The sequence below is a fragment of the Arthrobacter echini genome (assembly GCF_008107445.1).
Classification (GTDB): domain Bacteria; phylum Actinomycetota; class Actinomycetes; order Actinomycetales; family Micrococcaceae; genus Arthrobacter_D; species Arthrobacter_D echini_A.
Window position 1 is genome coordinate 90,143 of the sequence record NZ_VSLD01000004.1, and the last position, 21,533, is coordinate 111,675.

General features: G+C 69.3%; 15 protein-coding genes. 7 read left to right on the top strand and 8 right to left on the bottom strand.

Annotated features, from left to right (window positions below):
* The first annotated feature begins 11 nt into the window (after positions 1-11).
* On the top strand, positions 12-1,802 hold the full coding sequence (locus FQ377_RS09670; RefSeq protein ID WP_148601057.1) for a serine/threonine-protein kinase: 1,791 nt from the start codon (positions 12-14) through the stop codon (positions 1,800-1,802).
* Between the two features lie 5 nt (positions 1,803-1,807).
* Here FQ377_RS09670 and FQ377_RS09675 read toward each other — a convergent pair whose 3' ends face one another.
* The 4 genes from FQ377_RS09675 to FQ377_RS09690 form a co-directional block, all read right to left on the bottom strand.
* Entirely contained in the window at positions 1,808-2,704 is an 897-nt protein-coding gene (locus tag FQ377_RS09675; RefSeq protein ID WP_148601058.1) for a TIGR01777 family oxidoreductase, read from the bottom strand.
* Positions 2,705-2,811: 107 nt separating this feature from the next.
* Positions 2,812-4,674, bottom strand: a complete 1,863-nt coding sequence (gene sucB, locus FQ377_RS09680) for a 2-oxoglutarate dehydrogenase, E2 component, dihydrolipoamide succinyltransferase (protein WP_148601059.1) — start codon at positions 4,672-4,674, stop codon at positions 2,812-2,814.
* A gap of 141 nt (positions 4,675-4,815) precedes the next feature.
* On the bottom strand, positions 4,816-6,198 hold the full coding sequence (gene lpdA, locus FQ377_RS09685; protein WP_148601060.1) for a dihydrolipoyl dehydrogenase: 1,383 nt from the start codon (positions 6,196-6,198) through the stop codon (positions 4,816-4,818).
* A 296-nt stretch (positions 6,199-6,494) separates the two neighbouring features.
* Positions 6,495-8,042, bottom strand: coding sequence for a leucyl aminopeptidase (locus FQ377_RS09690; protein ID WP_148601061.1), 1,548 nt, complete (start codon positions 8,040-8,042; stop codon positions 6,495-6,497).
* Between the two features lie 253 nt (positions 8,043-8,295).
* Between FQ377_RS09690 and FQ377_RS09695 the strand changes: the two genes are divergently transcribed.
* The 4 genes from FQ377_RS09695 (at position 8,296) to FQ377_RS09710 (ending at position 13,531) form a co-directional block, all read left to right on the top strand.
* Entirely contained in the window at positions 8,296-9,291 is a 996-nt protein-coding gene (locus FQ377_RS09695; RefSeq protein ID WP_148601062.1) for a proteasome assembly chaperone family protein, read from the top strand.
* Between the two features lie 27 nt (positions 9,292-9,318).
* A complete protein-coding gene (locus FQ377_RS09700) occupies positions 9,319-10,668 on the top strand; it encodes an MFS transporter (RefSeq protein WP_148601063.1) in 1,350 nt (449 codons plus the stop codon).
* A 77-nt stretch (positions 10,669-10,745) separates the two neighbouring features.
* Complete coding sequence (locus FQ377_RS09705) at positions 10,746-12,074, top strand: DUF4192 domain-containing protein (RefSeq protein ID WP_148601064.1); 1,329 nt, start codon at positions 10,746-10,748, stop codon at positions 12,072-12,074.
* A 254-nt stretch (positions 12,075-12,328) separates the two neighbouring features.
* Complete coding sequence (locus FQ377_RS09710; RefSeq protein ID WP_148601065.1) at positions 12,329-13,531, top strand: RNA polymerase sigma factor; 1,203 nt, start codon at positions 12,329-12,331, stop codon at positions 13,529-13,531.
* 79 nt (positions 13,532-13,610) lie between these two features.
* Here the strand turns inward: FQ377_RS09710 and FQ377_RS09715 are convergent, their stop codons facing one another.
* On the bottom strand, positions 13,611-13,832 hold the full coding sequence (locus tag FQ377_RS09715) for a DUF7455 domain-containing protein (protein WP_148601066.1): 222 nt from the start codon (positions 13,830-13,832) through the stop codon (positions 13,611-13,613).
* 236 nt (positions 13,833-14,068) lie between these two features.
* Here FQ377_RS09715 and FQ377_RS09720 point away from each other — a divergent pair, with 236 nt between their 5' ends.
* Entirely contained in the window at positions 14,069-16,177 is a 2,109-nt protein-coding gene (locus tag FQ377_RS09720; RefSeq protein ID WP_148601067.1) for a DNA gyrase/topoisomerase IV subunit B, read from the top strand.
* 18 nt (positions 16,178-16,195) lie between these two features.
* Here the strand turns inward: FQ377_RS09720 and FQ377_RS09725 are convergent, their stop codons facing one another.
* A complete protein-coding gene (locus FQ377_RS09725) occupies positions 16,196-17,182 on the bottom strand; it encodes a M56 family metallopeptidase (RefSeq protein WP_148601068.1) in 987 nt (328 codons plus the stop codon).
* 7 nt (positions 17,183-17,189) lie between these two features.
* Entirely contained in the window at positions 17,190-17,558 is a 369-nt protein-coding gene (locus FQ377_RS09730) for a BlaI/MecI/CopY family transcriptional regulator (protein ID WP_148601069.1), read from the bottom strand.
* Positions 17,559-17,732: 174 nt separating this feature from the next.
* On the opposite strand from FQ377_RS09730, the gene FQ377_RS09735 reads away from it, so the two are divergent.
* Positions 17,733-18,776, top strand: coding sequence for a GNAT family N-acetyltransferase (locus tag FQ377_RS09735; protein ID WP_262364383.1), 1,044 nt, complete (start codon positions 17,733-17,735; stop codon positions 18,774-18,776).
* A 70-nt stretch (positions 18,777-18,846) separates the two neighbouring features.
* Here the strand turns inward: FQ377_RS09735 and FQ377_RS09740 are convergent, their stop codons facing one another.
* Positions 18,847-21,447, bottom strand: a complete 2,601-nt coding sequence (locus FQ377_RS09740) for a DNA gyrase/topoisomerase IV subunit A (protein ID WP_148601070.1) — start codon at positions 21,445-21,447, stop codon at positions 18,847-18,849.
* Between the last annotated feature and the right edge of the window lie 86 nt (positions 21,448-21,533).

Sequence of the window (21,533 nt, forward strand, 5' to 3'; positions counted from 1 at the left end):
AGAACTGAAGCATGAGCGACGAGGTGCGACCTGTGGTGTCCGGGCTGGAGGTGGGGCGTCTGCTGGGCGCGGGTGGTTCATCGGCCGTCTGGCTGGTGGAGGACCCCGAGGGGCAGCGCTTCGCCCTGAAGATCGCGCGGCGCCGGCACCGCGACGAGGCCGCGCCGGCCGGCCCGGCCGGGCGTGACCGCCGGCACGGACGACGGGCCGCCCTGCCCGCGGAGCAGCTGCCCCGGCTGACCCACCCGGCTGCCGACTCCGGCGACCCGCGGGAATCGACCGGTGAGCGCTCGGCGCTCCACCCTGCGGCCGCCATCACGGAGGAGCTCCGCCTCCTCCGCCGCTTCGCCCACGACCACCTGCTCCGGGTGCACCGGGTCGTGAAGACCGACCAGGGCCCCGGCATGCTGATGGACCTCGCTCCCGGCGGTTCCCTCCTGGGGCTCCTCACGAGCCGGGGGCCGCTGCCGGTGGCGGAGGTGGTGACCGCGCTGGTACCGATAGGGCAGGTCCTGGGGTACCTGCACGCCGAGGGTGCGCTGCACGGCGATGTCACCCCCGGGAACATCCTCTTCACGAGTGACGGCAGGCCACTGCTCGGTGACTTCGGGACCGCCCGCCTCCTGGGTACGGATCGACGCGCGGACGCGGGTACCCCCGGCTTCATCGATCCGACACGGCGGACTGCGTTCGATCCCGGCGCCGACGTCTTCGCCCTGGCGGCGGTTGCGTGGTTCGCCCTGACCGGTCGGATTCCCGGGCCTACGGAGGAGAGACCACCGCTGGCCCTGATCAATCCGGAGGTGCCGGTGACACTCATGCACCTCATCGAGGACGGTCTGAGCCCGGATCGCGACCGCCGACCCGCGGCGGGTGACTTCGCCGCCACCCTGCTGCGCGCTGCCACGCCCGCGCCCGTCGACCTCGTACCGGCCGTCCACACCAGTGTGCTGCCCGAACTGCTGACCAGACGCCGCCCCGAAACCGCGGCCGCGGCGGCTCCCGGGCGGCGGGGACCTGTCGGCGGGGACAGGCTGTCCCGGCGCAGGACGCCAGCCGCAGCGCGGGGTCAGCAGCCGCGGCGGACGGGACGGGCGGCGTGTCGGGTGCCGCGCGACTCGGCAGCCCCACGCGGGCGTCCTCGCCCCGGGGAGACGGTGCCGTCCAGGGCGCCTCTCGCCCTCGTGGCCGGAGCCATCGCGGTGCTGCTGCTGACGGTGGGCCTGACCCTGACCCTCGGCGATCCGCAGGAACCTGCCGCGCGGGCAGGAGCGGCCGGGGGAGGGGGGCAGCAAAAGAGCGCCGGGCCGGCGGACGCTCCCGCTTCGACGGTCGAGCCCCTCGTGGCGCTCGAGGCTCTCGTCTCGTCCCGAGCAGAAGCCTTCCGGGCGGCCGATGCGGCGCTGCTGGCGGGAGTGGACGTCGAGGGCTCACCCGCGCTGGCGGCCGACACGAACGCGGTCCAGGCCCTCGCCGACGCCGATCGCAGTCTGGCCGATCTGTCGATCACCATCCGCCACGCGGTGGTCCTCTCCCAGCCGGACACGTCCGTACCTGCGCTCCAGAAGCTGCCTGCCGTCAGCGCCGCTCCGCCGACCACGGAGGTCGTGGTGATCCGGGCGACTGCGGCGCTGTCGTCCTATACGGCTGTGCAGTCGGTGGCCACCGATAGCTCCGACTCGTCCTCGGGTGGGGAGCGCACCGGATCCGATCCGGTCGTCGCCGGATCGGAGGAGCTGATCTTCGTCCTGTGGGACGCCGGGTCCGGGTGGCTGATCCACTCGGTGCTACCCCCGCCCTGAGCGAACTAGGCCGTGACCACCCGGTGCACCCACTGCGCGAGCGCTTCAGGCGTTGGCTCGTCGAACATGAAGCCCGCGTCCTTCAACGCCCGCGGTTCCATCCGCGTGCTCACGAGCAGCAGTTCGTAACCCAGCCGGCCGATGACGGTCGTGAGGATGAAACCCGGCACCCGGAACCACACGGGACGCCTGAATGCCCTGCCGAGCTGGACGACCACGGCGTCGAGGGGAGCAGGCGTCGGCGCGTTGAGATTCACGGGGCCGCTCACCGGGGCGGTGAGCAGGAACTCGAGTGCCCGGATCTCGTCGTTCAGGCTGATCCACGGCCACCACTGCCGGCCGGATCCCAGGGCCGTGCCCATGAACAGCCGGATGGGGATCAGCAGCTTGGGCAGTGCCCCACCCCCCTTCGACATCACGATGCCGGTGCGGGCCAGGACGACGCGCACGGACTCCGGAGCGCGCACGGCCTCTGCCTCCCAGCGTCGGCAGATATCCGCCAGCAGAGTATCGCCCGATCCCGACTCCTCCGTCAGCACCTCGTCGCCGCGGTCACCGTAGTAGCCCGACGCCGACTGGCTGATGAACACCTCCGGCGGATTGCCGGATCTCCGCATCGCCTGGACGAGCGTCCTCGTGGGCATGATGCGCGACGAGTAGAGGGTCTCCCTGTAGGACCTCGTCCAGAGTCCACCGGCGATGCCGGCACCGGACAGGTTGATCACGGCGTCGGCCCACTCGATGGCGGAGTCGTCGAGCTCACCCGCGGCGGGATTCCACCGGATCTCCGACGGACCCTTCGGGTCCCGGCGCACGAGCCGGGCCACCTCGTGGTTCTTCTCGAGCTGTCGGGTGAGGGCTGTTCCGATGGTGCCGGACGCGCCGGCGAGGAGGATACGCATGGTTCCATCGAACCACTAGTCATGAAGGAGTGGTACTGCGTCCTGTGCCGCCCGGAAAACAGGACGGGAGCAGCCCCCGGAGGCCGCTCCCGTCCATGGTGCTGCGCCTACTGGCCGAGGTCCGCCTCGAAGGTGCCCGCTTCGAGGCGCGCCTTCAGGGTCTGCAGGAACCGCCCCGCGTCCGCACCGTCCACGAGCCGGTGGTCGTAGGTCAGGCTCAGGTACATCATCGAACGAATGGCGATGGTGTCGTCGCCATCGGCCCCCGTCACGACCACGGGCCGCTTGACGATGATGCCGGTCCCCAGGATGCCGACCTGCGGCTGGTTGATGATCGGGGTGTCGAACAGGGCACCCGCGGAGCCGATGTTGGTGATGGTGAAGGTGCCACCGGAGAGTTCGTCCGGGCCGATCTGGCCGTTGCGGGTCCGGGAGCCGATATCGGCGATCTTCTTCGCCAGGCCGCCGAGATTGAGATCACCCGCATCACGGATCACGGGTACGAGCAGGCCCTTCTCCGTGTCCACGGCGATCGCCAGGTGCTCGGCGTCGTGGTACGTGACCTCCTTCTTCTCCTCGTCGAAGGAGGCGTTCAGCTTCGGGTGCTGCTTGAGCGCCTCGGTCACGGCCTTCGAGATGAAGGGCAGGAAGGTGAGCTTCGCCCCGTTCTGGGCCTGGAAGCTCTCCTTCGCGCCGGTACGCAGCTTGACGATGCGGCTCATGTCCACCTCGATGACCTGGGTCAGCTGGGCGGACACCTCTAGGGACTCCCGCATGCGCTTGGCGATCGTCTGCCGGATCCTGGGAGCCTTCTCCACGGTGCCGCGCAGCTTCGACGGCTCGACGGTGGGGGCGGCAGCCATGCCCGCCGCAGGAGCGGATGCGGCCTCCGGCGCTGCGGCCGGAGCCTCCTGCTGGGCCTTCTGTGCCTCCGCAGCCTCGACGACGTCCTGCTTGCGCACACGGCCACCGACGCCGGTGCCCTTGATCGTGGAGAGATCGACCCCACTCTGGTTCGCGAGTCGGCGGACGAGGGGAGTGACGTAGGGGGCGTTCGACGCCGAGGAGTCGTCGCCTGACGCACCCTGCTCCGCCGTCGATGCCGCTGGCGCCGGAGCATCCTCGGCCCGGGTCTCCCCGGAGGCCGCCGGAGCCGCCCCCGATTTCGCAGTCTCCTCGGCCGCCACGGGCTCCTCGGCGGGCTCGGGCTGCTGGGCGGGGGCATCCTCGCGCTCGTCCGAGGGCGCGGCGGCGACCGGCTCACCTGACGCGGCCTCGACCTTCTGCGGAGCGGCACTGCCCGAGCCGATCACCGCGAGGACCGCGCCCACCTCGGCGGTCTCGTCCTCGTCGACGCGGATCTCCTGCAGCGTGCCCGCCACAGGGGACGGGATTTCGGTGTCGACCTTGTCGGTCGAGACCTCCAGGAGTGGCTCGTCGACCTCGACGTCGTCGCCCACGGCTTTGAGCCAGCGCGTGACCGTGCCCTCCGTGACGCTCTCGCCGAGCGCCGGAAGAGTGACCTCGGTACCTTCACCATCGCCGGAGGGCGCATCATCCGAGGAAGCCTCGTCCGTGGACGCGCTGTCGGTGGAGGCGCTGTCGCTGGAGGCACTGTCCGACGTCGCGTTGTCGGCGGGCTCCGCCGCCGCAGGTTCTTCCTCGGCCGGCTCCTCAGCGGCGGCGTCATTCCCGGTGGAAGCTCCGTCGTCGTCGGCGGAGTCCCCGGAGGAGCCGTCGCCGATGCGTACCAGGGGCGCGCCCACCTCGGCGGTCTCGTCCTCGTCCACGAGGATCTCCTCGATCACTCCGGCGATCGGGGACGGGATCTCGGTGTCCACCTTGTCGGTGGACACCTCGAGGAGGGGTTCGTCGACCTCGACTCGGTCGCCGACCTGCTTGAGCCAGCGAGTGACGGTGCCTTCGGTGACGCTTTCACCGAGAGCGGGCAAGTTCACGGATTCACTCATAGCGTGCCCGTTCCTCCTGAAGTAGATCGTTCCTGACGGCCGGACGGCATTGGGCCCGTCCGGCCGGACGTGCAAGAGATTTTCTGGTGTCGAGCTTAGTCCACGCCTCCGCGGCGCGGACCAGGCCCGCCGAGGACCCGCTCAGCCGTGCAGCGGCTTGCCCGCGAGGGCCAAGTGGGCCTCTCCCAGCGCCTCGTTCTGCGTCGGGTGGGCGTGGATCAGCGGTGCGACGTCCTCGGGGTACGCCTCCCAGTTCACGATCAGCTGTGCTTCGCCGATCTGCTCGCCCATCCGGCTTCCGAGCATGTGCACCCCGACGATGGGGCCGTCTTTCTCGCGGACGAGCTTGACGAGGCCGCCTGTGCCGATGATCGTGCTCTTGCCGTTGCCGGCGAGGTTGTACTCGTGGGTCTCCACACGGTCGTCTCCGAACTTCTCCCGCGCAGCCTTCTCCGTGTACCCCACCGAGGCGATCTCCGGATCGCTGTAGGTGACCTTGGGGATGTTCAGGTCGGCCACCACGACGGGCTTCAGGCCCCCGATCTCCTCGGCGACGAAGATACCCTGCGAGAATCCACGGTGCGCGAGCTGCAGCCCGGGGACGATGTCGCCCACCGCGTAGATGGTGCCCACCCCGGTGTGCAGGCGCTCGTCGGTGATGACATAGCCGCGATCCATCGTGAGGCCGGCTTCCTCGTACCCGAGGTCCTGGGTGACGGGTCCGCGGCCGACGGCGACGAGCATGAGGTCCGCCTCGAAGGTCTTGCCGTCCTCCAGCGTGACGACCACGCCGTCGTCGTTCTGCTCGACGGACTGGAAGCGCGTCCCGGTGTTGAACGCGATGCCACGCTTCTTGAAGGCACGCTCGAAGCCCTTGACGATCGACGCATCCTCGTTGGGTACGAGGGAGGGCAGCGCCTCGATGATGGTGACGTCCACGCCGAAGGACTTCCACACGGAGGCGAACTCGCAGCCGATCACGCCGCCGCCGAGGATGATGGCCTTCTTCGGCACGAAGTCCATGGTGAGGGCCTGGTCCGAGGTGATGACCTTGCCGCCGATCTCCAGCCCGGGAAGGCTGCGCGAGTACGAACCCGTGGCGAGGATGATGTGCTTGCCGGTGTAGACGGTGCCCTCGACATCGACGGTGGTCTGCGAGGCGAGCTTGCCCGCCCCCTCGATGACCGTGATGCCCCTGGACTTGATGAGCCCCTGCAGGCCGCGGTACTTGCCGGCGATCACGCCGTCCTTGTACTTGTTCACGGCGTCCATGTCGATGGAGTCGAAGGTGGCTTTCACACCGTACTTCTCCGACTCGCGGGCGCTGTCGGCGATCTCCGCCGAGTGGAGGAGCGCTTTGGTGGGGATGCAGCCGTTGTGGAGGCAGGTGCCGCCCAGCTTGCCCTTCTCGATGAGGCCCACCGTGAGGCCCAGTTGAACGGCGCGCAGTGCCGCGGCGTATCCGCCGCTGCCCCCGCCGAGTACCAGGATGTCGAATTCTTTCGCGGATGCCGATTCGGCCACGTGGACGCTCCTCGCGTGTTCTGGTGACGCGCGGTGCGCGTCGGTTGATGAATCGATGACGGGTGCGGTCGCAGTGCGGTCGCCTGCCCTCGGAAGGCTCTCGTTTTCAGCCTATCCCCAGAAGTTGGCTGCATCCACCCGGAGCGGTGCCCGCCGCGCCCGTGGCGCGCTGATGTGCTCCGATTCACCCGGCGGCATCATGTACCCTGCCCTGCCCGGCCCGGACCGGGGCAGGACCGGCCGCGCACGGCGGCTGGTCCTGCCTTGGTCGGCCTGCCCGAGTCGCGGAGGCCGACCTACACGGTGCGGGCGAGCACGTCCTCGACATAAGCGAGGAGGGTGCGCACACCGACGCCGGTCCCGGCCTTGGGCGTGTAGCCGTACGGGGATCCCTCGTTGAACGCCGGTCCCGCGATGTCCAGGTGCGCCCAGGGGATCTTCTCGCCGTCCACCTGGCCGACGAACTCCCGCAGGAACACCGCGGCGGTCATCATGCCACCATTGCGCTCACCGATGTTGGCGATGTCGGCGACCTGCGACTCGAGGCTCGGGCGCAGCTCCTCGGGCAGCGGCATGGGCCAGAACTGCTCGCCCGCGCGGTCGGCCGCGGCCTTCACGGCGTCACGTACGCCGTCGTCGCCCATGACGCCGGATACCCGCGTGCCGAGGGCGATCATCTGTGCCCCGGTCAGCGTCGCGATGTCGATGATCGCGTCCGGTGCCTCCTCGCTGGCGGCGGCGAGGCCGTCGGCCAGGACGAGCCGGCCCTCGGCGTCGGTGTTGAGAACCTCAACAGTGCGTCCCCCGTAGATCGACAGCACGTCCTCGGGTCGCTGCGCGGTACCGGAGGGCATGTTCTCGGCGAGGCAGAGCCAGGCGGTGATCTTCGCGGGGAGGCCGAGTTCGGCGACGGCGAGGAGGGTGCTGAGGACCACGGCGGCGCCGGCCATGTCCAGCTTCATGGTCTGCATGCCCGCGGCAGGCTTCAGCGAGAGTCCTCCGGAGTCGAAGGTGATGCCCTTGCCGACGAGCGCCAGGTGGACGGCGGACTTCGCGGGGGAGTACTCGACCTTGACCATGCGCGGCGGGCGCGAGGAGCCCTTGCCGACGCCGAGGATGCCCCCGTAGCCGTCGCGCTCGAGCCGCTTCTCGTCCATGATGGTGACCTTGACGGGCAGGGAGCGGGCGAGCTCCTTGGCTGCCTGCGCGAAGGTCTCGGGGTAGAGGTGGCTCGGTGGCTGGTTCACCAGCGTGCGCGTGGTGTTCACGTTCTTGCCGAGGATGGTGGCACGCTCCAGGGCCGACGTCAGGGCGGCCTCGGCCGCCACCGGGGTATGGACGACCACACTCTTCACTGCGGTCCTGGTGTTCTTGGTCGACACCGAGCCGTCCGGTGTGAGGCCGGACTTGTGCCCGTCGTAGCTGTAGGCGCCGAACGCGGCACCCTCGGCGACGGCGGCCGCGGCCTCGGTGGTGTCCGCCGGCAGGGCGAGCACGACGGTGTCGAGTCCAACGAGCTGCCGGACGGCGGCGCCCGCCGCGCGGCGCAGGGTCTCGGTGCTCGGGCTGGTCCCACCCTCCAGCGGCCCGACCCCGGAGAGGACGAGGGAGTCGGCCCCGGTCTCGGGGAGTCCTGGGAGGCGGCGCACCTCGTCGGCGGCGCCCGTGATCCCGAGGACCTCGAGCGAGTCGCCGAGCGCGCGGGCGGCCTTCGCCGGCAGGGGGCTCTCGAGCAGCACCGGCCCGTCCGGCCCCTTGGCGACGGCGATCACGAGCGCGTCGCTCGGGATCTTCTTGAGGTCCTTCGCCGAAGCGCTCAGGTGTAGTTCGGTCGTCGTGATCACGGAATCTGTCTCCTCGTATCCGGATGGGTTGCCCAGGTGCTGCAGCAGGTTTCTTCCCGGACTCTGGTGGGCCGGGAATCGTTCCTCGTCGATCGTAGTCCGTGAGCTGCGCGGTTCCACCGACCGCGTCGTGGCGACCCGTGCAGCAGGGCCGGGTCGGCTCTGCGGTGGTCGCGCGGGAGGGCGTAGGCCGCGGAATGAAGCGGGATCAGCGGGTGTTGACATGGACAGGACCCCACCGGAAGAGAGAGCCATGCTGGATCCACGAACCCTTTACACCATCAACACCGACGTCTTCGACGATCCGGAGTCCGTCGGGCTGCCCCTGCTGGTCAGTCTGACCGGCTTCATGGATGCGGGCCAGGTCGTCGCCCAGGTCGGCGAGGAGCTGGTCGACGTGCTGGACCACGACCTGGTGGCCGAGTTCGACACCGATCAGCTGGTCGACTACCGCGGACGGCGCCCGAAGATCACCTTTGTAGAGGATCACCTGGAGGACTACAAGCCGCACCGCCTCGAGATCCGGCGGCTGTACGACGGGCTCGGCGAGCCCTTCCTCCTCCTGACCGGCACGGAACCGGATCTGCAGTGGGAACGGTTCGTCCGCGCCGTCGTGGGACTCGTCGAGGATCTCCACGTACCGCTGGTCTCGTGGATCCACGCCATCCCGATGCCGGTCCCGCACACGCGGCCCATCGGTGTGACCCTGCACGGAAACCGCGCCGACCTGATCGACGGGATGAACGCCTGGCGGCCGACGGCGGAGCTCCAGGCCTCGATCGGGCACGTCCTCGAGCTACGACTCATCGAGGGCGGGCACGACGTCGTCGGGCATGTGATCCACGTTCCGCACTACCTCTCCGAGGCCGAATACCCTCCGGCAGCTGTGGCCGGGCTCGAGTACCTCGGCGCCACGGCGGGGCTGGTCCTGCCCACCGACCGTCTCCGCGAGACCGGCCGCGACGTCGAACGGCAGATCGCCAAGCAGGTGGGGAACTCGACGGAGGTGCAGTCCGTGGTCTCCTCCCTCGAGCAGCGGTACGACGAGTACGCCGACGGCGCTGCCCGCAAGTCGCTCCTCGTGAAGGAGAACAGCGAACTGGCCAGCGCGGACGAGATCGGGGCCGCGGTGGAGGCCTACCTGGCGAGCCCCCAGGCTGAGGAGGAATCCACCCTGCTCTGGGAGGCGGAGTTCCCCGGCGCAGCCGACGCGGGAGACCAGCACGAGGGTGAGGGGCGCACGCCGTAGCAGGACCGGCCGCGCGATAATGGGCGGGTGAATTCCTCGAGGGCGTTTCTGGTCTGGGCCGCGGGCGTCACGGCCTATCTGGTGGCCGTGACGCAGCGCACCACCTTCGGTGTCGCCGGACTCCAGGCCACCGACCGTTTCGACGCCTCCGCATCCCAACTGTCGATCTTCACCGTGGTGCAACTGCTGGTGTACGCCGGTCTTCAGGTGCCCGTCGGCGTGCTCGTGGACCGGTGGGGCCCGAGGACCCTCATCGTGGCGGGCGGGATCCTGATGATCCTCGGCCAGGTGCAGCTGGCCTTCGCCGAATCCGTGGGTGCGGGGATCGTGGGGCGACTGCTCGTCGGAGCCGGCGACGCGACCACCTTCATCAGTGTGCTCCGCCTGCTCCCCGCATGGTTCCCCTTCCACCGCATACCCGTCCTGACCCAGTGGACCGGGATCATCGGGCAGCTCGGTCAGATCGTGTCCGTGATCCCGTTCGTCGCGGTACTCTCCACCTTCGGGTGGGAGCCCGCCTTCCTCGGCGCCGCGGCCCTGTCCGTGCTCGCCGTCCTCTTCGCGGTGATCGCCATCCGCGACTCGCCGGAGGCCGGCAGCGAGCGCTCCGTGCAGACCCTCCGGGAGACCGGGGCGTCGCTCGCCGAGGCCTGGAGGCAGCCGGGAACGCGGCTCGGGCTGTGGACGCACTTCACCATCCAGTTCCCTGGCACCGTCTTCGTCCTGATGTGGGGCTATCCGTACCTGGTGCGGGCGGAGAAGCTGGGGGAGGGGCCTGCCTCGGTCCTGATGACCCTGTTCGTCGCCGTCGGGATCCTCTGCGGGCCGTTCCTCGGACGGTACGTGGGGCGTCATCCCCTGCGGCGCTCCACCATGGTGCTCGCCATCGCGGCGCTGATCGCCGGGGCGTGGCTCGCGGTCCTGCTGCAACCCGGGCCTGCTCCGCTACCGCTGCTGGTCCTGCTGGTGATCGCCCTCGCCATCGGCGGCCCGGGCTCCATGATCGCGTTCGACTTCGCCCGTACCTTCAATGCCGCCGCTCGGCTGGGTACTGCAACGGGCATCGTCAACATCGGCGGGTTCCTGGCGTCGCTGCTGTCGATGTTCGTCATCGGCGTCATCCTCGATCTGCTCCTCGGCAGCGGATTCTCCGAGGGAGATCTCTACGCGCTGGGCTCGTTCAGGATCGCCATGGCGGCGCAACTCGTCGTCCTCGCCGTGGGAGTGGTCAACGTCGTCCTCATCCGGCGCCGCGTCCGACGGCGGATGGCCGAGCAGGGCGTCGTCGTGCCGCCGGTCCGCGACGTGATCGTCCGCGAGCGCGCACGGCGCCGCGAGCAGAAGGCAGCCCGGCGCAGGGGCGGGCTCGGATCGTGAGGAGCGGGCCCTTCCCCTTGTCCACATAGCAGGTGGCCCCGGGGCGCACCGGGGCGTGGCCGGGCAGGGTGATCGGCATGACCTCATCGAACCCTGCACCGGGCCGTTCCCTCCCATCCACCCTGTCCATCACCTCGCCCGAGGACATCCTGGTCTACGTACCTCACGCTCTCGGCTTCGCGCCGCAGGAGAGTCTCGTGGTCCTCACGACGGCGAAGGGACGGCTCGGTGCCACCCTCCGGGTGGACCTCCCTGCCGAGGGCGCCGACACCTCGATGTTCGTGCAGGGCGTCCTGTCCTTCCTGCTGGGCGACACGGAGGCAGATGCGACCCTCGTGATCGTCTACACCGAGCACCCCTGGCCCCGGCTGTCGGCTCCTCCCTTCGACGGGATGGTGGCACGCCTCGAGTCGATCCTCGCTGTCGCGGGGATGCCTGTTCGCGCCGGGTGGCTCGCCTCCGCCTCGATCTGGCGCGACTACTTCTGCCGCGACGAGAACTGCTGCCCCTGGCCAGGTGCCCCGCTCGACGCCGTGGCTCATAGCGTCCTGGGCGCGGAACTGGTCTTCGCGGGCAGCAGCTTCGATGCCTCCGCCCCCGATGCTGTGCTGCGCGGAGCGCCGGAGCTGACCCGGACGGACCCGGTCGCGGGAGAAGTCGGCGAGGTGGAGGACGCCCGGGTCCGCTACGCCTCCCGGTGCGAGGGCCGGTGGGACTCACCTGCGCAGTTCGCGGTGACCTCGGGCGCGTGGGATGCCGTCGTCGGGGGACCGGAGCCGCTGCGGACCGACACGGAGGTACAGCTCACCGGGTTCCTCCTTGCCAGTATCGAGTCCCGCACCGTGCGGGACTTCCTCCTCGTGAGCGCGTGCCTGGGCTCAACCGCTGCGCTCGCGGGAGCCGGGGCATGCGGCCTGCTCGCAGGGGAAGCGCGGGCCCGGACCCATGCCGCGGCGGATCTCTCCGCCGACGTCGTCCTCGTCGATGTCGGTGCGTCACGGCGTGCGGTCGGTACGGCGGCTCCCGCCGAGGCGGCGCCTGCCGCCTCGACCGGCGGACGGGGACCGGAGCTCCTGTATGCGGACGTGCTGGCGGGCCGATACGCCGGACCGATCCTCTGGGCGCGTGTCGACGCCATGGCGTCCCTCCTTCCCCGACTCGCCGTCGTGTCCTCTGGGGAGCCCCGCGCTGCCGCCCTGACCATGGCGGGATGGTTCGAATACGCGCGCGGCAGGGGCTCGAGGGCTGCTGTCTTCCTCGACGCTGCGCAGGATGCAGTACCGGGCTACCGGCTCGCGCGCCTGCTGGACGAACTGCTGAGCAGGGGTGGGCTTCCGGCCTGGGCCCGGAGCCGCTCCACGGCGTGGTGCCCCGGGGGTGGACGCCTCGGGGAGGACGGCTCATGATTACCGGGCCGGGAGCCGCACGTGAGACAATCGGGGTTGCGACCCGGTTGGGTCCGTGCATCAGATGGTGGCTGTATGCCCCGGGATCATGTCCTCCGAGCAGGAACGATCCAGGGAATAGCCGCATCGGCGGAGTGGTTCCCCTGAGGAGCTGATCCTGTCGTTCCCCTCTGGTATCAAGCGCGGATTTGACAGGGTCATAGTGGTGTTGTCCCTCTGGTGGCGCCACACACCGTGCGTTCGAAAGGTTCTCTGTGTCGGTCAAGAAGACAGCAGCACCGGCGTCGACAGACGCTGGTACCACCACCACCAAGCGACGGGTCGCGGCCAAGAAGCCCGCCACGAAGGCTGCTTCCTCCGCTGCGGCCGCGAAGGTTTCCGTCCCTGCTCCGCAGGCGACGGCCGAGGCGACGGAACCGGCCGGCGGCAGCGCGGTCGAGACGGAGGACGTCAAGTCGGAGACGGCCGAGACGGGCACCACGAGCGGCTTCGTGTACTCGGATGCCGACGATGATGACGCGCCTGCGCAGCAGGTGGTCTCCGCCGGCGCAACGGCGGACCCCGTCAAGGACTATCTGAAGCAGATCGGCAAGGTCGCGCTGCTCAACGCCGAGCAGGAGGTGGATCTGGCCCTGCGTATCGAGGCGGGCCTCTTCGCCGAGGCGAAGATGAAAGCCGATCCGGACATGGATGCCAAGCTCAGGCGCGAGTTCGAGTTCGTGATCCACGACGGCAAGCGTGCGAAGAACCACCTGCTCGAGGCCAACCTGCGCCTCGTGGTCTCCCTCGCCAAGCGGTACACGGGGCGCGGGATGCTGTTCCTGGACCTCATCCAGGAGGGCAATCTCGGACTGATCCGCGCGGTCGAGAAGTTCGACTACACCAAGGGCTTCAAGTTCTCCACCTATGCCACCTGGTGGATCCGCCAGGCCATCACCCGCGCCATGGCCGATCAGGCCCGCACCATCCGCATCCCCGTCCACATGGTCGAGGTCATCAACAAACTTGCCCGCGTCCAGCGGCAGATGCTTCAGGACCTCGGCCGCGAACCGACCCCCGAGGAGCTTGCGCTCGAACTGGACATGACGCCCGAGAAGGTCGTCGAGGTACAGAAGTACGGGCGGGAACCCATCTCGCTGCACACCCCCCTGGGCGAGGACGGCGATTCCGAGTTCGGCGATCTGATCGAGGACTCGGAGGCGGTCGTCCCGGCCGACGCCGTGAGCTTCACGCTGCTGCAGGAGCAGCTGCACTCCGTGCTCGACACACTGTCGGAGCGGGAGGCGGGCGTGGTCGCGATGCGGTTCGGCCTCACCGACGGGCAGCCCAAGACCCTGGACGAGATCGGTAAGGTCTACGGCGTCACGCGCGAGCGCATCCGCCAGATCGAGTCGAAGACCATGTCCAAGCTGCGTCACCCGTCACGGTCCCAGGTGCTCAGGGACTACCTGGACTGATCTGCAGGATCCATCTCCGGGTCCGACGACAAAAGCCCCCTCCGGATGGAGGGGGCTTTCGTGTGCTACGGGACCGATCTCAATCGGCGACGACAGCGGCCTTCTCGTGCAGTCGCTGCGTCTCGTCCTGCCACTCCGAGGTGATCGGCTTGAGATTCGCTTCTACTGCGCGCGCGTGATGGCCGCAGAACAGAAGCTCGCCACCGGAGGACTGAAGGACCGCCCGCACGTATGCCTGGGCGCCGCATCGGTCGCAGCGGTCCAGTGCCGTCAGTTCGCGAGTTGCTACTGCAGTGGTCATGAATGCCTCCTCATGTGGATCGTGTACTCATATAACCATCATTCGTCACCACTTCATCCCAGGCTTGGCCCCCTTTCGCTCGGGGCGTACGAGCGCTAGGCCCACCGGCCGGCAGCACGGCGCACCACCGCCCGGCGGCCGCCGTTGTCGGACCCGGCCCGTAAACTGGGGTGACCACCAGCACCCTGCCGGGCACCTGTCCCGGACTGTGCATGTCTTCCGTCAAGGAGCTCCTGATGACACCCCCCACCTCGGACTACACGGCCCGGCACCTGTCGGTCCTGGAGGGCCTCGAAGCGGTCCGCAAGCGTCCCGGGATGTACATCGGCTCCACGGACTCGCGCGGACTGATGCACTGCCTGTGGGAGATCATCGACAATTCGGTCGACGAGGCGCTGGCGGGCTACGGCCAGAACATCACCGTGATCCTGCACGGGGACGGCTCCGTGGAGATCCACGACGACGGTCGGGGCATCCCGGTGGACCTCGAACCCAGGACGGGATTGAGCGGCGTCGAGGTCGTCTTCACCAAGCTTCACGCCGGCGGCAAATTCGGCGGCGGGTCCTACACGGCGTCGGGCGGCCTCCATGGCGTGGGCGCCAGCGTCGTCAACGCGCTCTCCTCCCGGCTCGACGTCTTCGTCGATCGGGGGAGCAAGACCTACGCCATGTCCTTCCGGCGCGGCGAGCCCGGTATCTTCAGGGACGGCAGAGTGGTCTCGCCCGAGGCTCCCTTCGATCCCTTCGTCAACGACTCCCGGCTCGAGGTCGTCGGCACCGCCAAGCGCGGCGTGACCGGGACGCGGCTGAGATACTGGGCGGACCGCCAGATCTTCACCCCCGACGCGCGGTTCTCCTACGAGGAACTGCAGACCCGGGCGCGGCAGACCTCCTTCCTCGTCCCGGGGCTGCGCATCACCCTGCGCGACGAGCGCAGGCTGCCCGGTACCCCGGGGGAAGCCGGCCCGGTGGAGGAGGTCTTCCAGCACGACGGCGGCATCTCCGAGTACGCCGAGTTCCTGGCTCCCGACACGGCCATCACCGACGTCTGGCGCCTCCACGGCTCCGGACGCTTCACGGAGTCCGTGCCGGTCCTCGACGCGAGCGGACACAGCAGGATGGCCGAGGTGGAGCGGGATTGCGAGGTGGATATCGCCCTGCGCTGGGGCATCGGCTACGAGACGACACTGCGCAGCTACGTCAACATCATCGCGACCCCCAAGGGCGGCACGCACCAGAGCGGGTTCGAGCAGGCCCTGCTCAAGACCTTCCGCAAGGTGATCGGCGAGAACGCACGGAAGCTCAAGGCCGGCAGCGACAAGATCGAGAAGGACGACGTCTTCGCGGGGCTGACGGCCGTCCTCACCGTGCGCCTCGCGGAGCCGCAGTTCGAGGGCCAGACCAAGGAGATCCTGGGGACCTCGGCCGTCAGGCCCATCGTCGTGAAGGTGGTGGAGAAGCAACTGCAGGCGCAGCTGTCCTCCTCGGCGCGCAACGACAAGGCCCAGGCGAGCATCCTGCTGGAGAAGGTCGTCGCTGAGATGAAGTCCCGCATCTCGGCGCGCGTGCACAAGGAGACCCAGCGCCGCAAGAACGCCCTCGAGACCTCGACGATGCCGGCGAAGCTCGCTGATTGCCGCATCGACGATCCGGAGCGCTCCGAACTCTTCATCGTCGAGGGCGACAGTGCCCTGGGCACCGCCAAGAACGCGAGGTCCTCGGACTACCAGGCGCTGCTGCCCATCCGCGGCAAGATCCTCAACGTGCAGAAGGCCTCGGTGGGTGACATGCTCTCGAACGCGGAGTGCGCCGCACTCATCCAGGTCATCGGTGCCGGCTCCGGGCGCAGCTTCCAACTGGACGCCCGCCGCTACGGCAAGGTGATCCTCATGACCGACGCCGATGTGGACGGCGCGCACATCCGGACGCTCCTCCTGACCCTCTTCTTCCGGTACATGCGGCCCCTCGTCGAGGCGGGCCGCGTGTACGCGGCGGTTCCACCCCTGCACCGTGTCGAGGTCATCAACAGTGGAGCCAAGGCCAACGAGATGATCTACACCTATTCGGAGGCGGAGCTGACCCGGCTGCTGGCCGCCATGGAGGAGCAGGGCCGGCGTTACAAGTCACCGATCCAGCGCTACAAGGGGCTGGGGGAGATGGATGCCGACCAGCTCGCGGAGACGACCATGGACCCGCGGCACCGGACCCTGCGGCGCGTGCGCATCCAGGAGGCAGCGTCGGCCGAGCGCGTCTTCGGTCTGCTCATGGGCAGCGACGTGGCTCCGCGCAAGGACTTCATCGTTGCAGGCGCCTCGACCCTCGACCGCGATCGGATCGATGCCTGAGCGGGTGAGGCGCCAGGGTCAGCCCACCAGTTCCGGGACCACCAGGAGCGCCGGGGGCACCACCAGGAGGAGACCGGCCGCGGACAGTGCAGCTGCCTGCTGGAGCCGGCGCAGGGGTGGCAGCGGTGCGAGGAGCCGCCGCACCCGATGTGCCGTCGATTCGTTCCCGAGGGTCCGGCCCGTTGGATCCGCCCTAGCGGCGCGGGGCAGTTCGTCAGCCGCTGAGGCGGCGAGCTCGTCCCGATCCGGGTGCACCTCGCCGGAACCCACGATCACGATGGCCCGGACCAGTGTGGCCCGGTCCACGCGTCGCAGGGCCTCGTCGTCGGCGAGCATCTCGATCAGCTCGCTGACGGCACGCTGGGCGAGCTGCGAGGTGGGCAGCCACGGCAGCGCGGATCGCCAGGCGGCGAAGGCCCACAGCAACAGGTGATGGCGCTGGTGGAGGTGGGCGTGCTCATGGGTGAGGACGGCATCGAGCTCGGCCTGCGTCAACAGGTCCATCAGCCCGTCCGACATCACGGTCACCGAGTGCGCCCCACCCGGCAGGCAGTAGGCCACGGGCGCCGGATGGTTGATCACCACGGTGGCGGGCTGCTGGGCGGACGGCGAACTGAGCAGGGTCAGCATGTCCCGGTGCCGGGAGCGCTGGCGCCGGATGCGTACGAAGGTCAGCGCCAGGGTGAACACCAGGTGGGCGAACAGGAGGACGGCCGCGCTGATGGCGAAGACGTGCACCACGCCCAGCGTCCGGGCGGAGGCGTCATCGAGCAACAGATCGAGGAAGCCGGCCGATGCGGCGACCAGGTTGTCCCCGAGCGGTTCGAGCCCCCAGACCAGCAGCGCCCCGATCATCGACAGACCACCGGCCAGGGCTATGGACTGCCAGAGCACCATGGCAGTGAAGGGTGCCCGCGCCGTCCAGTCGGCCCGTGAGAGCGCGATGGGCGCAGGCCAGGCCAGGACGATCGCGAGGGCCGCGAGCAGGTAGGAGGCCCAGAACACGGAGGGGTCAGCTGCCGCCGAGCAGGGTACGCAGCGTCTGGGCTTCTGCCTCCGAGACACTTCCGATGAACCGGGCGAGGACGGCATCGCGGTCGGGCGCGGTGACCAGCACCTCGTGCATGAGTTCTGCCGTGTGGTCCTCGCGACTGGTCACGGACCTGTAGCGGTGCGGCCGGATGTTGCGTTCACGCTCGACCAGGCCCTTCTTCTCCAGACGTGACAGGACGGTCAGCACTGTGGTCACCGCGAGTTCGCGGCCGGTCTCCGGCGCCGGCACCTCGGCGATCGCGTCCCGTAGTTCGTTCGCGGTGGTCGATTCCGTGGTGGCCCACAGCAGGTCCATCACCGTGCGTTCGAGGTCTCCGAGCGTTGCCATGTTCTTCCTTCGATCGCTCCGTGGTCCGGGCCTGCGGCAGGGCCGGAGGATCTCAATCTACAGCCTGGCGGCACACGGTTCTACTTGATGTAGAAGTCTCGTGGAGGAGAACGCCACGCCCGCAGCGGAGCATCACCGGGACCCGCCCAGGATGCGCTGCAATAGGCTGGATCCATGAGTACGTCCGACACCCGAACGAGCAGCCCCCGCAGCGATCCTGGCGCAGCGGCCCCGGACCTTCCGCCCCTCCTCAGCTGGCGCCCGCTGACGCACCCGGACATCGACGCCTGGCTCGCCCTGACCCGGAGGATCGCCGCAGCGGACGAGCCGGACTGGATGGAGCAGCGGGCCGATCTCGAGGAGGTGCTGCGCGCATCGAAGAACGATGCGCGTCGCGACACGATCGCCGGGTTCGACGTCGACGGTGTGCCGCGCGCCGTCGGACGCGTCTCCATGAATGCCGGCTCGACCCTCGTGCACGGTGCCGGTGGCGTCGATCCGGCCTGGCGTCGGCGCGGCCTCGGGCGGGCGATCTTCACCTGGCAGGCCTGGCGTGCACGTGAACGCCTCCGCGAGACCGAGCAGGCGACGGGAACCCTGCGGAATTATGTCGAGGAGCGCAACCCCTCCCACCTGGGTCTGCTGGAGGCGACCGGCAGCGAGATCGTGCGCTACTTCACCGAGATGACCAGGACACTGGCCCAGCCACTGCCGGAGCCGGTGTTCCCGGCGGAACTCGAACTCGTGAGTTTCGCGGACGGACCGGGCACGGACCTCCCCGAACTCGTCAGGCTCGCCCACAACGACGCGTTCCGGGACCATTGGGGCAGCGAGCCCCGCGACCGGGAGTCGTGGCAGTTCACCATCGGCCATCCGGAGTTCCGCAGCGACTGGAGCCTGGCGCTGCTGCATCCCGGGAGGAACGAGGTCGTGGCCTATCAGCTGGCCAGCTACGACCCTCAGTCCAGGGAGCTCCTCGGCCACACCGAGGGCTACACGGATCTGCTCGGGGTGCGCAGATCCTGGCGCGGTCGGGGGCTGGCGGCGTCCCTGCTGATCGAGGCGATGAGGCGGTACCGCTCGGCTGGCATGGAGAACGCCGGACTCGGCGTGGACACGGAGAACCCCTCGGGTGCCCTCGGGCTCTACGAGCGCATGGGCTATCAACCGACACAGCGATCGATCGTCTTCGACCTCCCCCTGGCGGTGGGCGGTTGAGAGCCGGCGAGGTCCCCACCACGGCTGTCGACCGTCCTGCCGGGGCGACGCCGCTGCGCGCCGGCCCGGACTACAACAGGGTTCCCTGACCGTCCTGCAGATCCTGCGCAGGAGCGGCACCATCGTGCTGGGTGCTGCCTGACCCGACCCTGCCCGCTCCGACGCCGCCTGCTCCGACGCCGCCCGACCCGACGAGTCCGAGCAGACCGGGACCGACGGCGTCGATCCGCTGCGAGAGGGGCACCCCCGAGCCGTCGCGCCGACCGTGCTCGGTCGGCAGGGCGCGGGCAACACCGTTCGCCGCTGCAGCCCGGGCCGGCCCATGGCCCGCCCAGGCGAGGGACAGCGCTTCCTCACCGCGCAGGAAGCGGTGGGCCCGCACTCCGGCCGTGGCCCGTCCCTTGAGCGGGAACTCACCGAGGTCGGTCACCTTCGCCGAGCCCAGGGAGGCCCCGGAGGTGTCGGCGGCGGCCACCGCTCCGGTCACGGTGACCACCACCGCCCGGTCGTCCCCGGCGGAGATCGCGCCGAAGTGCAGCACGGTGTCTCCCGCCGGGAGCTTGATCCCTGTCATCCCACCGGCCAGGCGGCCCTGCGCCCGCACGGAACCGGCCGGGAAGCGGAGGAGCTGCGCGAGTCGTGTCACGAAGACCAGCTCGTCCTCGTCGGTGGCCGCAGCGATCCCCACCACCGAGTCCTTCGGTTTCAGGGCGATGATCTCCCAGTCGTCCCGGTTCAGGGGGTACTCGGGCTGGACCCGCTTGACCACTCCCTGGGTCGTGCCGAGTGCGAGGACGGAGTCCAGTGCGGCCAGTCCGACGAGGCGCTCGCCCCGTTCGAGGGTGATGAACTCGCTCGAGGGGACACCGCCCGCCAGATTCGGCGTTCCTGAGGTCGGAGGCAGCGCGGGCATGTCCACCACCTGCAGGCGGATCATCCGTCCGGCGGAGGTCACCGCGCCCACCTCACCGCGCGCGGTCGAGGCGAGCACCGAGGTGAAGGCGTCGTGCTTGACGCGCTGCCCCTCGCCGAGCGGTTCGCGGTCCGCGGTGCGCGCGAGCTGCCCGGAGGCCGAGAGCAGTACCCAGCACGGATCGTCCGGCACCTCGAGCGGCAGGGCGGCCTTCACCGCCCTGCCGGCGACCGGGAGCTGGTTGCGCACCGGCGCGGCGGCCTCCGACTCCAGCAGGACCGTGCGGCGCGGGGTGGCGAACTTCGCGGACAGTTCGGCGAGTTCGTCGGAGACCACCGCGCGCAGTCGCTCCTCCGAGCCCAGGACGGCCTCCAGCTCCGAGATCTCGCGGAGCAGCTGCTCCTGCTCCTTCTCCAGCTCGATGCGCGAGTACTTGGTGAGCTGGCGCAGGCGCAGCTCCAGGATGTAGTCGGCCTGCACCTCGGAGAGATCGTAGATCGACCTGAGTCGGGCGCGGGCAGCGGACGACTCGTCCGAGGACCGGATGATCTGGATGACCTCGTCGATGTCGACGATGGCGATGAGCAGGCCCTCGACGAGGTGCAGCCTGTTGCGCCTGCGCCGCAGCCTGTAGGACGTTCGACGCCGTACCACCAGGATCCGGTGCGTGAGATAGACCTGCAGCAGCTCCACGAGTCCCAGGGTCCGGGGTTGGCCGTCCACCAGCGCCACGTTGTTGATGCCGAAGGAATCCTCCATCGGCGTGAACCGGTACAGCTGGTCCAGGACAGCATGCGGGTTGAAGCCGTTCTTCAGCTCGATCACCAGCCGCAGGCCGTGCGTACGGTCCGAGAGGTCCACGATGTCCGAGACACCCTGCAGCTTCTTCGCGGTGACGGCATCCTTGATCTTCTCGATCACCTTCTCGGGGCCCACCGTGTAGGGCAGTTCGGTGACCACGAGGCCGGTGCGGCGGGCGGAGAGTTGCTCGACGGCCACGGTGGCGCGGGTCCTGAAGGAACCCCGGCCGGTCGCATACGCGTCGCGGACCCCGCCGAGCCCCACGATCTTCCCGCCGCTGGGCAGATCCGGTCCCGGCACGATGCGCATCAGGTCCTCCAGCGGGGCATCCGGATGCTCGATCAGATGACGGGCCGCCGCCACGATCTCGCCCAGGTTGTGCGGCGCCATGTTGGTGGCCATGCCGACGGCGATGCCGCTGGCCCCGTTCACGAGCAGATTGGGGAAGGCCGCCGGCAGCACCTCGGGCTGGGTGAGCTGGTTGTCGTAGTTCGGGACGAAGTCGACGACGTCCTCGTCGAGATGGTCCGTCATGCTCAGGGCCGGTGCCGCGAGGCGTGCCTCGGTGTAGCGGGCCGCCGCCGGACCGTCGTCGAGCGACCCGAAATTGCCGTGCCCGTCGATCAGCGGCAGTCGCAGCGAGAAGTCCTGGGCCATGCGCACCATGGCGTCGTAGATGGCGGTGTCGCCGTGCGGGTGGAGCTTGCCCATCACCTCGCCCACCACGCGCGCCGATTTCACGTGGCCGCGGTCCGGACGCAACCCCATGTCGGTCATCATGTAGAGGATGCGCCGCTGGACCGGCTTGAGGCCGTCGCGGGCGTCGGGCAGCGCCCGGGAGTAGATCACCGAGTACGCGTACTCGAGGAAGGATTCCTCCATCTCGGTCTCGACGTCGATGTCGATGATCTTCTCGGTGTAGTCCTCCGGCGGTGCGGACTTCTGGCGCCTGGCCATATGCGTGGCGGTTCCTCAGCAACTCGGTAACGAAAGGGTGGCGTGGGCCTGCATCCGCCCGACGCGGACGGCCCTGCTCGCGATGC